General features: G+C 66.7%; 12 protein-coding genes. All 12 read right to left on the bottom strand.

What is annotated here, in order from left to right; genetic code table 11:
* Positions 1 to 5: 5 nt before the first annotated feature.
* The gene (gene murB, locus NTCA1_RS06260; protein WP_159829312.1) at positions 6 to 920 is read right to left on the bottom strand and encodes a UDP-N-acetylmuramate dehydrogenase; all 915 of its coding nucleotides are present in this window, start codon (positions 918 to 920) and stop codon (positions 6 to 8) included.
* Positions 917 to 2,338, bottom strand: a complete 1,422-nt coding sequence (gene murC, locus NTCA1_RS06255; protein WP_159829310.1) for a UDP-N-acetylmuramate--L-alanine ligase — start codon at positions 2,336 to 2,338, stop codon at positions 917 to 919. Before murC ends, murB begins: the two co-directional genes overlap by 4 nt.
* On the bottom strand, positions 2,335 to 3,546 hold the full coding sequence (gene murG, locus NTCA1_RS06250; RefSeq protein ID WP_159829308.1) for an undecaprenyldiphospho-muramoylpentapeptide beta-N-acetylglucosaminyltransferase: 1,212 nt from the start codon (positions 3,544 to 3,546) through the stop codon (positions 2,335 to 2,337). Before murG ends, murC begins: the two co-directional genes overlap by 4 nt.
* The gene (locus tag NTCA1_RS06245; protein ID WP_086491769.1) at positions 3,543 to 4,772 is read right to left on the bottom strand and encodes an FtsW/RodA/SpoVE family cell cycle protein; all 1,230 of its coding nucleotides are present in this window, start codon (positions 4,770 to 4,772) and stop codon (positions 3,543 to 3,545) included. The genes murG and NTCA1_RS06245 overlap by 4 nt, the downstream gene beginning before the upstream one ends.
* The gene (murD, locus tag NTCA1_RS06240; protein WP_159829306.1) at positions 4,772 to 6,145 is read right to left on the bottom strand and encodes a UDP-N-acetylmuramoyl-L-alanine--D-glutamate ligase; all 1,374 of its coding nucleotides are present in this window, start codon (positions 6,143 to 6,145) and stop codon (positions 4,772 to 4,774) included. The genes NTCA1_RS06245 and murD overlap by 1 nt, the downstream gene beginning before the upstream one ends.
* 13 nt (positions 6,146 to 6,158) lie before the next feature.
* The gene (gene mraY / locus NTCA1_RS06235) at positions 6,159 to 7,229 is read right to left on the bottom strand and encodes a phospho-N-acetylmuramoyl-pentapeptide-transferase (RefSeq protein ID WP_086491771.1); all 1,071 of its coding nucleotides are present in this window, start codon (positions 7,227 to 7,229) and stop codon (positions 6,159 to 6,161) included.
* Between the two features lie 17 nt (positions 7,230 to 7,246).
* The gene (murF, locus tag NTCA1_RS06230; RefSeq protein ID WP_159829304.1) at positions 7,247 to 8,782 is read right to left on the bottom strand and encodes a UDP-N-acetylmuramoyl-tripeptide--D-alanyl-D-alanine ligase; all 1,536 of its coding nucleotides are present in this window, start codon (positions 8,780 to 8,782) and stop codon (positions 7,247 to 7,249) included.
* Between the two features lie 4 nt (positions 8,783 to 8,786).
* Positions 8,787 to 10,247, bottom strand: coding sequence for a UDP-N-acetylmuramoyl-L-alanyl-D-glutamate--2,6-diaminopimelate ligase (locus NTCA1_RS06225; protein ID WP_159829302.1), 1,461 nt, complete (start codon positions 10,245 to 10,247; stop codon positions 8,787 to 8,789).
* A 10-nt stretch (positions 10,248 to 10,257) separates the two neighbouring features.
* Entirely contained in the window at positions 10,258 to 11,931 is a 1,674-nt protein-coding gene (locus NTCA1_RS06220) for a peptidoglycan D,D-transpeptidase FtsI family protein (protein ID WP_374705165.1), read from the bottom strand.
* Positions 11,932 to 12,029: 98 nt separating this feature from the next.
* On the bottom strand, positions 12,030 to 12,578 hold the full coding sequence (locus tag NTCA1_RS06215; protein ID WP_086491775.1) for a hypothetical protein: 549 nt from the start codon (positions 12,576 to 12,578) through the stop codon (positions 12,030 to 12,032).
* The gene (gene rsmH, locus NTCA1_RS06210; protein WP_159829300.1) at positions 12,575 to 13,594 is read right to left on the bottom strand and encodes a 16S rRNA (cytosine(1402)-N(4))-methyltransferase RsmH; all 1,020 of its coding nucleotides are present in this window, start codon (positions 13,592 to 13,594) and stop codon (positions 12,575 to 12,577) included. The genes NTCA1_RS06215 and rsmH overlap by 4 nt, the downstream gene beginning before the upstream one ends.
* The gene (locus NTCA1_RS06205; protein ID WP_133083632.1) at positions 13,591 to 14,088 is read right to left on the bottom strand and encodes a division/cell wall cluster transcriptional repressor MraZ; all 498 of its coding nucleotides are present in this window, start codon (positions 14,086 to 14,088) and stop codon (positions 13,591 to 13,593) included. Before NTCA1_RS06205 ends, rsmH begins: the two co-directional genes overlap by 4 nt.
* Positions 14,089 to 14,211 lie beyond the last annotated feature (123 nt).

Here is a 14,211-nt window from a genome sequence, read left to right as displayed (position 1 = left end):
ATCACTCACTTGTTATCTGCTTCGGCAAACATGCCTACGCGCTGGATTTCCCATTCGAGCGTCACGCCCGAGTTTTCCTTGACCCGGCGGCGGACTTCCTCGCCCAGGGCCTCGATATCGCTGCTGGTGGCGTCGGCTACGTTGAGCAGGAAGTTGGTGTGCTTCTCGCTCACTTGCGCGCCGCCGAGGGTCAGGCCACGGCAACCGGCTTCATCCACGAGTTGCCAGGCCTTGTGGCCCTCGGGGTTCTTGAAGGTGGAGCCACCGGTCTTGCTGCGCAGCGGCTGGCTCGCCTCGCGGCTGGCGGAAATGCGGTCCATCTCGGCCTGTATCGCCTCCGGTTCTCCGGCGCGGCCCTTGAAGCGCGCGGCGACGACCACGGCGCCCTCGGGCAGCTGCGAGTGGCGATACGTGTAGCCGAGATCGGCATTGCCCAGCGTCACCAGCGTTCCGTCGCGCAGGACCACGTCGCAGTCGATCAGGATATCCTTGACCTCGCCGCCATAAGCGCCGCCGTTCATCCGCACGAAGCCACCGACGGTGCCGGGGATCGAGCGCAGGAACTCCACCCCGGCAATGCCGTTGTCGCGCGCGGTTGAGGAGACGAGAATGCCGCTGGCCCCGCCGCCGCATTCCAGCGTGACGTCATCGACGCGAGTGACTTTGGCGAAAGCCTTGCCGAGGCGGATAACGACGCCGGGAACGCCGCCATCGCGCACGATCATGTTGGAGCCGAGACCGAGCGCCATGACCGGAACCGACGGATCGAGATCGCGCAGGAAGCCTTGCAGGTCGGCTAGATCCTTCGGCTCGAACAGCCACTCGGCCGCGCCGCCCGACTTGAACCAGACGAGCGGTGCCAGCGGCGCGTCGGCTTTCAGCTTGCCGGAAACCTGCGGAAGATGCGCGGCTTCGCTCAAGCGGCCCTCCGCTTGACGATCGCGTCGGCAAGGCCTGCGGCCCACTTGGTGATGTCGCCCGCCCCGAGGCAGACCACCATGTCGCCCGGCTGGACCGACGTGGCCAGCGCGTCGGCCAGGGCATCCGGCCCGGCAATGACTTGCGCGGAGCGGTGTCCGCGCGCCTTCATGCCCGAGACCATGTGCTCGGAATCGACGCCTTCGATCGGCTGTTCGCCTGCCGCATAGACCGGCGCGGCATAGACGACGTCGGCATCGTTGAAGGCGGCTTCGAAGTCTTCCATGTGGTCGCGCAGGCGGGTGAAGCGGTGCGGCTGGACCACGGCGATGACCCGGCCCTTCACGCCCTCGCGCGCGGCGGCCAGCACGGCGCGGATCTCGACCGGATGGTGGCCGTAGTCGTCGATCACGGTGACGCTGCCGCCCTCGACTTCCACTTCACCGACTTTGGTGAAGCGGCGCTTCACACCGCCGAACTTCGAGAAGCCCGTCTGTATGCACTCTTCCGAACAGCCCATCTCCACCGCCACGCCCACGGCGGCGAGCGCGTTCTGGACGTTGTGGCGGCCCGGCATCGGCAGTTCGATGCCTTCGATCCGGCGGAACGAGCCGTCGCGCTGGCGCAGGGCCACGTCGAAGCGGTTGCCGCCCGGGATCGGGGTGACGTTCTCGCCGCGAATGTCGGCCTGGGCGGAGAAGCCGTAGGTCACCACGCGGCGGTCGCGGACCTTGGGGATCACCGCCTGCACCTCCGGGTGGTCGATACAGAGCATCGCCGCGCCGTAGAAGGGCACGTTCTCGATGAACTCGACGAACGCGTCCTTCACCTTGTCGAACGAGCCGTAGTGGTCGAGATGCTCGGGGTCGATATTGGTGACGACGGCGATGGTGCCGTCGAGGCGCAGGAACGAACCGTCGCTCTCGTCGGCTTCCACCACCATCCAGTCCGAGGCGCCGAGGCGCGCGTTCGAACCGTAGGAATTGATGATGCCGCCGTTGATGACGGTGGGGTCGACCCCGCCCGCATCGAGCAGCGCCGCGACCATCGAGGTCGTGGTGGTCTTGCCGTGGGTGCCGGCGACGGCCACGGTGTTCTTGAGGCGCATCAGCTCGGCAAGCATTTCCGCGCGGCGCACCACCGGAATGCGGTGTTCGAGCGCATGGACGACTTCGGGGTTGTCCCGCTTGACGGCGGTGGAGGTGACGACGACGGCCACGCCCTCGACGTTCTCTGCCGACTGGCCGATCATGACCTTGATGCCGCGCTGGCGAAGGCCTTCGACTACGTAGCCCTCGGCAATGTCGGAGCCCTGCACCGAATAGCCAAGGTTGTGCATCACTTCGGCAATGCCGGACATGCCGATGCCGCCGATGCCCACGAAGTGGATCGTGCCGATGTCGGTGCCGACGCCCCTCACTGAACCGAGTCCTTCGCGAGCTTGCTTTTGGCCAGCGCTTCTCCGCCCTTGGCGGGCATGGCCTTCTCCATGCGGATCACGTCCATGATCGGCGCCGCGCCGAAGCTTTCGACAAGGTCGGCCAGATCGCTGGCGGCATTGGGATAACCGCAGTTCCACGAGGCGTGGGCGGCATTGGCAAGGGTTTCGGGATGCTGGGCCATGGCCTGTATCTGTTTCGCGAGCGTGGTCGCGGTGAAGCTTTCCTGGCGGATCGCGCGGGCGCCGCCCGCAGCGACGATCTCGCGCGTATTGGCGGCCTGGTGGTCGTCAGTGGCGATCGGCAGCGGGATCAGGATCGCGGGTCGACCGACGGCGGTGAGTTCCGCGATGGTCGAGGCGCCCGAGCGGCCGATGAACAAGTGCGCACCGGCAAGACGCTCGGCCATGTCCTCGAAATAGGTCGCGAGTTCGGCGGGGATGCCATGACCCGCATAGCGGGCGCGCACGGCCTCGATATCCTCCGGGCGGCATTGCTGAATCACCTGGAGCCGCGAGCGCAGCGCCGGGGGCAGCATGGCGAGGCCGTCGGGCACGACTTCGGACAGGACGCGCGCGCCCTGGCTGCCGCCGGTCACGAGGATCCGCAGCAGGCTGTCCTCGGTGAATTCGGGGAACGGCGCATCGCGTAGCGCGAGGACTTCGTCCCGCACCGGATTGCCGACGAGCGTCACCTTGTCCGCGAACTTCGCATCGAGCCGGTCAACTTGCTCGAATGCCGTGGCGATGGCGTTGACCTTGCCCGCGAAATAGCGGTTCACGCGGCCGAGCACCGAATTCTGCTCATGCAGGATCGTCGGGATCTTCGCGGAATGGGCCGCCAGCATCGTCGGCAGCGCGGGATAGCCGCCGAAACCGACGACGGCGGTGGGCTGGAAGCTCTCGAACAGGCGCAGCGCCATGCCGCGGCCCGAGAGGATGCCCTTGGCACCCTTCAGCCAGTTGAGCGGATTCTTCCCCGCGATGCGGCCCTGCGGCAGGACATGGGCGGGCAGATAGTCGGGCTTGCCGGGAATCGCGGCGCCGCGCTCGTCGGTGATGAGCGCGACGTGATGGCCGCGCCGGTCCAGCTCCGCGGCGAGCGCGAAGGCGGGGATGAGGTGCCCGCCGGTTCCGCCCGCAGCGAGGACGTAGTGACGGCTTACCGAGCCTTTTACGGCCGAACTCATGAAGAAAGGTCTCCAACGGCGCGAAGCGAGAACTTCTCGCGCTTGATGAACGGATTGCGGCGGGTGATCGCCAGCAGCAGGCCCACGGTCATGCACATGGCGACCGTGGAGGAGCCGCCGTAGCTGATCAGCGGCAGGGTCATGCCCTTCGAGGGGAAGAGCTGGAGGTTGACCAGGATGTTGATGAAGGCCTGCCCGCCGAACTGCGAGGCGATGCCGGACGCGGCCAGCACGGTGAAGAGATCTTCCTCGTCCACCAGCCTCAGCATGACCCGCGTCAGCAGCGCGAGGTAGATCATGACGATGATCATGCAGGCCACCAGGCCGAATTCCTCACCGATGACCGAGAAGATATAGTCGGTATGGGCTTCGGGCAACGCCATCTTGCGCGATCCCATCCAGAAGCCCTGCCCGAACCATCCGCCGTTCAGCAGGGTGCGCTGGGCAAGGTCCACCTGGTCGAAGGCATTGCCGCCCGAAAGGAAGGAATCGATGCGGTTGCGGCCGTTGTCGTAGGTGAAATACATCAGGACAAGGCCGGCCACGCCCAGCCCCGCGAACATGCCGATCCGCTTGAGCGGAATGCCCGCCAGCAGGATCATCACGAAGAAGGTGCCCGAAAACAACATGGTCGAGCCGAAGTCCGGCTGCGCCATGAGCAGCGCGCCGAGCAGGCCCATGAGGCAGAAACAGATCGCCACGACCGGGATATTGGGATCGCGCGCGCGCCAGGACAGGATCCAGGCGAGCAGGATCGGAAAGCCCGAACCGAGGAACTGCGAAGGCTGGATCGAGATCCCCAGCTTCAGCCAGCGCCGCGCGCCATTCACTTCGGAGCCGATCACCGGCACCAGCACCAGCCCCACCAGCATCACTGCGGCGATCAGGATGCCGACGCGCCGGGCGCTGTCCTTCGACAGGCTGGAAGCCCAGAACATCGCGCAGAGCCCCACGAACTGCCAGCGAAGGTGCAGCCAGAAGAAGTGCAGCTGCGAAAGCTTTTCATGCGCGGTCGAGAGGCGCCGGGCACTGGCCGGAGAACCGGCTGCCACGGCCACGGCCCCGATCCCCATGAGGATCAGCACCACCGCCAGCACGGTGCGGTCGATCTCCTGCCACCAGATCGCCAGCTGGCCGCGACGGTTGCGGTTGTAGCGGACATTGGCGGGAGACGCCCCGTTGCCGGGCACAGTGCCGGGCCCAGTACCGGACGCTGCGGTGGCCATCAGTGTTTCATCCCTTCGGCATCGCTACCCTGAGACTCCAGCAGGGCCTCGACGATCTGGCGGAAGGCCAGCCCGCGCGCTTCGTAGTCGCGGAACTGGTCGAAACTGGCGCAGGCCGGCGAAAGCATGATGACGTCGCCCGGCACCGCGCGGGTCATCGCCGCGCGGATCGCCTCGGCCATCATCTCGCTGCGGTGTACTTCGGTGTAGGGCGCCAGGATCTCCGCGAAACGCGGCCCGGCGTCGCCGATCGTATAGGCGGCGGCGACATTGCCGAAATAGGGTGCGCATTCGTCAAGGTCGTCGCCCTTGGGAAGGCCGCCGAGGATCCAGTGGATGCGCGGCGCCGGATCGGGCGGAAACGCGGCCAGCGCGGGCGCGGTGGAAGCCGGGTTGGTGGCCTTGCTGTCGTTGATGTAGAGAACGCCGTCCGCCTCGGCCACGCGCTCCATGCGGTGGGGCAGCCCGCTGAAGGTGCGCAGCCCCGCCTGCCAGTCCTGCTCGGAAATGCCGAGAGCCTGGACGATGGCCACGGCAACGGCCGCGTTCTGAAGGTTGTGCGGGCCTTGCAGCGAAGGCCAGTCCTTCTGGAGCGCGACGATATCCTGCCCGTTAACCCTGCGGACCGTGCCGGGTGCGCGGCGGCGGCTTTCCGTCTCGGCAATGTCGGCGGTCTCGCGGTCGCCGGTGCCGAACACGGCGGGACGCTCCGCGCCCTGCATCTCGAACAGGCGCGCCTTGGAGGCGGCATAGGCCTCGAACCCGTCGTAGCGGTCGAGATGGTCGGGCGTGATGTTGAGCAGCGCCGCCACGTCGCAGTCCAGGCTGCGGGTGAGATCGATCTGGTAGCTCGACAGTTCGAGCACATAGACGCCGCCTTCGGGCAGCGGTTGCTCGCCCAGCACCGGCACGCCGATATTGCCGCCGACGCGCGCGGGCACGCCGGCGCTTTCCAGCAGGTGGTGTACCAGCGAGGTGGTGGTGGACTTGCCGTTGGTGCCGGTGATGCCGACCACGCGGTGCGCGGGCAGGCTTTGGCGGGCCAGCGCGAAGAGTTCGATATCGCCGATCACCGGCACGCCCTGGCGGCGCGCGGCTTCGGCGATCGGGTGCTTGTTGAGCGGCACGCCGGGCGAGACGATCACGCCGTCATAGCCGGTGATATCCGCCGTGACCGGATCGGCCAGTTCGATGCGATCCCTGTCGCCCATGCTGTCGCGGCCCGCGCAAAGGGCCTGCCTCGGCTCCTCGCGTGCATCCCAGGCCATGACGTGGGCGCCGCTGGCCAGCAGCGTCTCGACCGCGGTCAGGCCGGAGCGGGCCAGCCCGAGAACCGCGTAGCGCTTTCCGGCAAAGGCAGGGGAGACGATCAAGGCCCGGCGCCCCTTATCGCAGCTTGAGAGTGGAGAGGCCGAGGACGGCGAGGACGATCGAGATGATCCAGAAACGGATCACGACGGTCGATTCCTTCCAGCCCTTCTGCTCGAAGTGGTGATGGATCGGGGCCATGCGGAACACGCGGCGGCCGGTGCGCTTGAACCAGAACACCTGGATGATCACCGAGGCAGCTTCCAGCACGAAGAGCCCGCCGACGATGGCCAGCACGATCTCGTGATGCGCGGCCACCGCAATGGCGCCGAGCGCGCCGCCCAGCGCGAGGCTGCCGGTATCGCCCATGAAGACGGCGGCGGGCGGCGCATTGAACCACAGGAAGGCCAGGCAGGCGCCGATGATCCCGGCGCAGAACACCGCCAGCTCACCGGCGCGCGGAACGTGCGGAATGCCGAGGTAGTTGGCGTAGTCGACGCGGCCCGCAAGATAGCAGATGATCGCGAAAGTGCCCGCCGCGATGATCACCGGCATCGTCGCCAGTCCGTCCAGCCCGTCGGTCAGGTTGACGGCATTGCCCGCCCCCACGATCACGAACGCAGCGAAGACGTAATAGAACGGCCCCAGCGGAATGTAGCGGCCCGAGAGGAACGGCACGTAGAGGTTGGTGTTGAGCTGGCTGACGATTATGTAGGCCGCAATGCCCGCCACCAGGAATTCCAGTGCGAGGCGCAGCTTGCTGGAAAGCCCGGCGGTGCTGCGCTTGGCGACCTTGTCGTAATCGTCGAGGAAGCCGATGATCCCGAAGCCCACCGTCACGGCCAAGCAGGCCCAGACGAAGGGGTTGGTCACATCCATGAACAGGATCATCGAGCTGACCAGCGCGGTCAGGATCATGAGGCCGCCCATCGTCGGCGTGCCACGCTTGGCGAGGTGGCTCTGCGGGCCGTCCTCACGGATCGGCTGGCCCTTGCCCTGGCGCACGCGCAGCATGTTGATGAAGCGCGGCCCGATCAGCAGGCCGAGGCCGAGCGCGGTCATCAGCGCCGCGCCGGAACGGAACGTCTGATAGCGGAAGAGGTTGGACAGTCCCTCGTAGTGGAACCAGTCTGCGATGAGATACAGCATCTTCTGGGGGGATCCCCCTACCCTTCCTGTTTGTCGAGCGCGTTCACCAGGGAAGCCAGGCCCACGGAATTCGAACCCTTCACCAGGATGACGTCATCCCGTTCGAGGCCGAACCGCCGCAGCGCGTCCACAGCTTCTCCCACAGTCAGGCAATGCGCGAAGGGCACGGCCTTGCCAAGCGGATCACCGGCGGATTTCCCCAGTTCCCCTGAAATACGCCCCTCTTCAAGGGCCTGCGCCAAGACCTCTGCGAGCGGTTCCATCTCCTGGCCGACCAGCACGGCATAATCGACTCCGGCATCGCGGATGGGACCGGCCAGCCCGGCGTGATAGTCGGGTCCGTGGCTGCCCAGTTCCTTCATCGCACCGAGCACGGCGATCCGCCGATGCGCGGGTGTGCGCCCGAGCTGCTCCAGGGTAGCGCGCATGGATGCGGGGTTGGCGTTGTAGCTTTCGTCGATCAGCAAAGCGGGGCGGCGGCCGTCAACGTCGGGCTCCCCACCCGGAACGTCGATCTGGAGCCGCGCGCCCCTGCCCGGCAGCCCGCCCATTTCGGCGAGTGCCACGCCTGCGGCGCCGAGGTCTCCCTTCACCCCGCGCACCGCGGCCATGACCGCGAGCGAATTGATCACATGATGTTCGCCGGGCGAAGCGACGGTGTAGCAAACCCGCCGGTCGCCCATGTCGATTGTCACCAGCGAGCCGCCGCCGATGGCCGGAACCGCGTCGAGCAGGCGCACGTCGGCATCGCGCGCCTTGCCGAACGAGACGACTTGCGCGCCGGAAGCGAGGGCGGCTTCCTTCAACCGGTTGAAGTAAGGGCTATCGGCCGGAATCACGGCAGTGCCGCCCGCTTCCAGCCCTTCGAAGATCTCGGCCTTGGCGTCGGCAATGGCCTCCATCGAGCCCAGCATCTCGATGTGCGCGGGCGCGATGGTGGTGATGACCGCCAGGTTCGGGCGCACCTGCCGGGTCAGCGCGGCGATTTCGCCTGCATGGTTCATGCCCATCTCGAAGATACCGAAACGCGCGCGCGCGGGCATCCGCGCAAGGCTGAGCGGCACGCCGACGTGGTTGTTGTAGCTCTTCACCGAACGATGCGCGTCGCCCCGGCTGGCGCGGTCGAGCGCCGCGAAGATCGCTTCCTTCACGCCGGTCTTGCCCACCGAACCGGTGACGCCGATGATAGGCCCGCGCGCCCGCTCGCGTGAGGCGGCGCCGAGAAGTTCCAGCGCTTCCGTGGTATCCGTCACCAGGATATGCGGGCCGTCTACCGGGCGATCGACCACGACCGCCGCCGCGCCCTTGGCAAAGGCGCCCTCGACGAAGCGATGGCCGTCCATCGTCTCGCCCTTGAGCGCGAAGAACAGGTCGCCGCCCTGCACGTCGCGGCTGTCGATCTCGACCCCGGAAACGGTGAACGCACCGCTGGCTTCGCCCTTCATCACCCGCGCGAGCGTGGCGGAATCCCAAAGCGCGGAAGACCACGGGGCAAGCGGGTTTTCCTCGACCTCATCAGTGGGCCATTCGAGGATCCGGGCTACAGCATTCATCGCACTACCTTCCCTGCGGACCAGACATTTCCCTGGCCACGGTGACGTCGTCGAATGGCAGGACGCGCACTGCATCGCCGCTGCCGATGATCTGCCCCTGTTCATGCCCCTTGCCGGCGATGAGGACGATGTCCCCACGTCCGGCTTCCGCGACCGCCGCGCCGATTGCCGCGCGCCTATCGCCGATTTCCCGCGCCTCCTTGCCCATTCCGGCAAGGATCATGGCGCGAATTTCCGCCGGGTCTTCGCCGCGCGGGTTGTCGTCGGTGACGATCGCCACGTCCGCGCCCTCGCTGGCCACCCGGCCCATTTCCGGCCGCTTGCCCTGGTCGCGGTCGCCGCCCGCACCGAACACCACGATCAGGCGCCCCTCCACATGCGGACGAAGCGCCGCGATCGCCGCCTCAAGCGCATCGGGGGTATGCGCATAGTCGACATAGACCGGCGCGCCTACCGAAGAAATCGCCGCGCGCTCAAGCCGCCCGCGTACCGTGACGAGCCGCTTCAGCGCATCGAACGTCTGGTGCGCGTCACCGCCGCTGGCCAGGACGAGCCCCGCCGCGACGAGCGAATTGGCGGCCTGATAGGCGCCGATCAGCGGAAGCTCGAGCACGTAGGCTTTGCCCTCGTGCTCGAGCTCCAGCTTCTGGCCGAGTCCGCCCGGCTTGCGACCCGAGAGGCGGATGCTGGTGCCCTTGGCACCCACGGTGAACGTCTTGAGCCCGCGCTTTTCGGCATGGGCAATGGCTTTTTCGGACCAGGGGTCGTCAGCCCAGATCACGGCCGTGCCGCCATCGACGACGACTTCGTCGAACAGGCGCATCTTTGCCGCGAAATAGTCGTCCATGTCGGCGTGGTAATCGAGATGGTCGCGCGAGAGATTGGTGAAGGCGCCTGCCGAAACGCGGGGGCCCTCGATGCGGAACTGCGAAAGACCGTGGCTCGACGCCTCGTAGGCGACGTGGGTAACGCCCTCGCGGGCAAGGCCGGTGAGGTTGGCAAGGAACGTCACGATATCCGGCGTGGTAAGGCCGGTGGAGACGGTCTCGTCGCTGGTGGTTACGCCCAGCGTACCGATCGAGGCGGCGCGCTGCCCGGCCATGCGCCAGATCTGGCGGGTCAGTTCGACGGTAGAGGTCTTGCCGTTGGTGCCGGTGACCGCCACCAGCGTCTCCGGCACGGGCTGGAAGAACGGCGCGGCCAGGCGCGCGAACAGGCGGCGCGGTTCGGCGTCAGCAAAGTGGACCGCACCTTCCACCTTGGCGTCGGGGTGTGCGACCACCGCAACGGCACCCGCCTCTACGGCAGCGGCGATATAGTCCTCGCCATTGAACTTCGCGCCGCGAAACGCGCCGAACACCGTGCCGGGCGCCACCTTGCGATGGTCGATGGCAAAGCCGGTCACGTTGATATCTGCGCCCCGGAAAGGAACATCGGCAGCAGCGCAGAGGGCAGTAAGTTTCATTCTTGCAGGCTCACTCTTCAGCGGTTCCGGCCGGGATCAGCGGCTTGAGGTCGGAAATGTCGATGTCGCGGGTCTCGTCGGGCATCACGCCCAGCAGCGGGCCGATGCGCGGAACCACGCGCTGGATCACCGGCGCCGAGTTCCACGCGGCGGTGCGCTGGAACGAGGTCGCCTCGGTGCCCTGCGGCTCGTCCATCATGGCAATGACGACGTAGCGGGGGCGATCCATCGGGAAGGCCGCGGCGAAAGTCGCGACCAGCGAATGCTTGCGATAGCCGCCGACGCCCGGCTTTTCGGCCGATCCGGTCTTGCCGCCGACGCGGAAGCCGGGCGCGTCGGCCTTTCGGCCGGTGCCGTAGGACACGATCATGCGCAGAAGCTGGCGCATGCGGGCGCTGGTCGCGGCGGTGAAGACGCGGCGGCCGGCCGGAACCTGCGAAGGCTCCAGCTTCTTCAGCGTCGCCGGACGCCAGATGCCGCCGTTGACGAGCGAGGCATAAGCGGATGCAAGATGCAGCGGGGTCACCGCGATGCCGTGGCCATAGGCGACCGTCATCGTGCGCAGGCGCGGCCATTCGCCGCGCGGCCAGAGCGGGAAACCGCGCGCCGGAAGCTCGACATAGGGACGCTGGTTCATCGCCAACGATTCCATGGTCTTCTTGAGACGCTCTCCGCCCAGTTCGTCGGCGATATGCGCGGTCACCGTGTTCGACGAATGGATCAGCGTTTCCAGCACGTTCAGCGAAGAGCCGTAATTGTGCAGGTCGTGGATCGTGAACTTGCCGACATGGAGCGGCGTGGCGGGCCAGCGGCGGCGCAGATCGGTGATCGTGCCCGCATCGAGTGCGGCGGCGACGGTGATCGGCTTGAAGGTAGAGCCGAGTTCGTAGACCTGGTTGGTTACGCGGTTGAACCCGCGCGGCACGTCGCCCGCCTTGGCCTGCTCCTCGGTGATGACGAGGTCGCTGGGCTGGACATGGTTGGGATCGAACGAGGGCAGCGAAGCCAGCGCCAGGATCTCGCCAGTATCGACATCCAGGATGACACCCGCCGCGCCCTTGGCCTTGCTAAGCGCCATGCCCTTGCCCAGTTCGTCCTCCAGCGCGCTCTGCACGCGGAAGTCGATCGAGAGCGTGGCAGGCTGCGCGCGGCCTTCGGGGCTGGTGAGCTGCTTGTCGAAGGCCTGCTCCATGCCGACCTGACCCTTGCCGAAAGTATCGACATAGCCCAGCACCGATGCCGCCATTGAACCCTGCGGATAGAAGCGCGTGGCTTCCTGCGGGTATTCCAGCGCCGGTTCGCCCAGCGCATGGACCTTGTTGGCATCCTCGGGCAGGATCGACTTGCGCAGATAGCCGGGCTTGTCCGAAGAGAGCTTGGCGATCAGTTCCGCCCGGTCGAGATCGGGGAAGATGCGGATCAGCCCGCTGGCGACTTCGGCCGGGGTATGAATCAGCGACGAACCCTCGCTCATCGCCTTGGGATTGAACCATAGCGAATAAGTGCGGAATTCACGCGCAAGCGGCACGCCGTTGCGATCGACGATCTCGCCGCGCTGGGGCACCAGCAGGTCCGACAGGTCGCCGCCGCGCACCGAAGGTCCGGTCACGCCCAGAAAGATGATGCGCAGGAACGCCAGCAGCCCGATCAGCGTGAAGACCCCCAGGATCCACAAGGTGCGCATCTTCGCGACCAGCAGCGATTGCTGCCTTACGTTGAACAGCTTGCGCCGGCCGGTCGAAACCGTGGTGGGGACCGCTCCGATCGGGAAGGCCGGAGCGTTCACTGCTGGGCGGCCTCCGCCACTTCGATCCGCGCCAGGCGGCTGCCGAGAGCAGCGGCGTCGCGCGCCATTTCCTCACGCTCTGGATCGCGGTTCCTGCCGCCCGTTCCCTTGGTTTCGGGCTGTGAGGCGGCGGCTGCGGCACCGTTCACCGGCGAGACCATCGCCAGCAATCCGCCGTTGTCCGCCCCAGCGTCGCCCGCAGGATCGGCATTGGCATAGCGGATCGGCGCCGGCGCGCCCGGTCCCACCGGCATGCCCAGCGCGGCAAGCTGGCGCTCGCCCTCGATGTACTGCGCGGCCGTCGGCGCCTTGTAGCCAAACTCGACGTCGTTCAGTTCCTTGAGCGCCTGCTGGTTCGAACGGGTCTGGAACTCGGTTTCCAGGAAGTTGATGTCCTGCTGGACCCAGACGATCCGCTTCTCGGTATCGTGAACCTGGCTCTTCACCGCATTGACGCGCAAAGTCAGGCCGATCGTCAGGGCGCCGCAGACCAGCAGCACGGAAATCCATCCAATCGAATGGACGCGATCGCGAGTGAGGTTCATGCGGCACTCCTGTGGTCTTTACGGCCATCTGGCGTTCTTGGGGGGGCTTGTGTGCGCACGGCGGCGCGCAGGGTGGCGGATCGGGAACGGGGATTGGCGGCAAGTTCCGCCTCCCCCGGCCGCACGGCTTTCGCCACCTGTTCGAACGTCGCCTGCGGGCCGGACCCCAGTTGCGGCAAGTGCCGCGACGTGGTCTGCGCCTGCCCGGCGGCGTCGCGCAGGAAGCGCTTCACCTTGCGGTCCTCGAGACTGTGGAAGGTCACCACCGCCAGCCGCCCCCCGGCGCGCAGCAGGGTTTCGGCCCCTTCCATCCCGGCATCGAGTTCGTCGAGCTCTCCGTTCACATGGATACGGATCGCCTGGAAGCTGCGCGTCGCCGGATCCTTCGGCGCGGAAGCTCCCTTGTAGTTTGCATTGTAGCCTACGGCCTTGCGGACCACGCGGGCGAGTTCGCCCGTCGTCTCGATCGGACGTGCGGCCACGATCGCGCGGGCGACGCGGCGCGACTGGCGCTCTTCACCATAGAGATAGAGCACGTCGGCGATCTGGGCCTCGTCCGCCTCGTTCACGAAATCGGCGGCGGACATGCCCGACTGGCTCATGCGCATGTCGAGCGGACCATCGGCGCCGAAGGCGAAGCCGCGCCCCGCCTGGTCGAGCTGCATGGAGGAGACACCGATATCCATGACAACGCCGTCCACGCTCGTGACTCCGGCTTCTTCCAGGCCCGCGACCATCTCGGAGAAGCGGCGGGCGTGCAACACGAGGCGGGGCGGATTGGCGTCCAGTTCCGGCCATTTCGCGCGGTTATCCACGATTGCAGCGATGGCGTCGGGATCGCGGTCGAAAGCATGGACGGTCGCGCCGGCATCGAGCAGGCGCCGGGTATAGCCGCCCGCGCCCAGAGTGCCGTCGACGATGACGTCGCCGCCCTGGGGGTTCAGGGCGGCGACGACCTCCTCAAGGAGCACCGGAACGTGGGGAACGCCCTCGGGTATGGTACGAGAGGCGCTCATTTCTTCGAAGCCTTCTGGAGTTCCTTGGCCGCCAGGCTGCGGCAGGCGGTTTGCGCCGCCTTCCAGCCATCGTCCATTTCGTTGAGGTTTTCCGGGCTCCACACCGTGAAGAAGCGGCCGTTGCCGCGGAAGTAGAGCTGATCGGTGACATTGGCGAGCGCGGCCAGATCCTCGGGCAGGACGAAGCGGCCGCTGCCGTCGAACGGCACTTCGTAGGACGCGTAGATATCCGCCGCGCGCTTTTCCGCGTCGAAATCCTTGCCCGCACGCACGGCCAGGTCCTGCTGTTCGCGAATTTCCTGTTCGAAGTCCTGGATGCGGGAGAGACCGAAGCCGACAAGGCAGGGCCAGCGGTCATGGGTGGTCAGGCAGAGCAAGTCCTTGCCGCTCGATTCGCGCACGGTGCCGCGAAATGCATTGGGCAGCACGAAACGGTTCTTGTCGCGTAGCAGCGAGAAGCCCTGTCCGTTGTAGATGAATGGCTGCCCAGCCATGATATCCCTGTTTCGCCCCTTGGCTCGCTTCTCGGGCATGACAGGGTCCCTCCCCACCGCGCAGTCGCACGATAGGGTCCGCGTCCTGAAGACAGGACACGACGAGACTCAGCCATTCCGATT

The sequence above is a fragment of the Novosphingobium sp. TCA1 genome (assembly GCF_009811895.1).
Lineage (GTDB): Bacteria > Pseudomonadota > Alphaproteobacteria > Sphingomonadales > Sphingomonadaceae > Novosphingobium > Novosphingobium panipatense_A.
Note: the sequence above shows the minus strand (reverse complement) of the source record. Positions and strands in the feature narration are given on the sequence as shown.

Bases quoted from the DNA above. Each gene is read 5' to 3' on its own strand.
- murG (WP_159829308.1), bottom strand. From the start codon at position 3,546: ATGAGTTCGGCCGTAAAAGGCTCGGTAAGCCGTCACTACGTCCTCGCT.
- NTCA1_RS06245 (WP_086491769.1), bottom strand. From the start codon at position 4,772: ATGGCCACCGCAGCGTCCGGTACTGGGCCCGGCACTGTGCCCGGCAAC.
- mraY (WP_086491771.1), bottom strand. From the start codon at position 7,229: ATGCTGTATCTCATCGCAGACTGGTTCCACTACGAGGGACTGTCCAAC.
- murF (WP_159829304.1), bottom strand. From the start codon at position 8,782: ATGAATGCTGTAGCCCGGATCCTCGAATGGCCCACTGATGAGGTCGAG.
- NTCA1_RS06225 (WP_159829302.1), bottom strand. From the start codon at position 10,247: ATGAAACTTACTGCCCTCTGCGCTGCTGCCGATGTTCCTTTCCGGGGC.
- NTCA1_RS06220 (WP_374705165.1), bottom strand. From the start codon at position 11,931: ATGCGCACCTTGTGGATCCTGGGGGTCTTCACGCTGATCGGGCTGCTG.
- NTCA1_RS06215 (WP_086491775.1), bottom strand. From the start codon at position 12,578: ATGAACCTCACTCGCGATCGCGTCCATTCGATTGGATGGATTTCCGTG.
- rsmH (WP_159829300.1), bottom strand. From the start codon at position 13,594: ATGAGCGCCTCTCGTACCATACCCGAGGGCGTTCCCCACGTTCCGGTG.
- NTCA1_RS06205 (WP_133083632.1), bottom strand. From the start codon at position 14,088: ATGGCTGGGCAGCCATTCATCTACAACGGACAGGGCTTCTCGCTGCTA.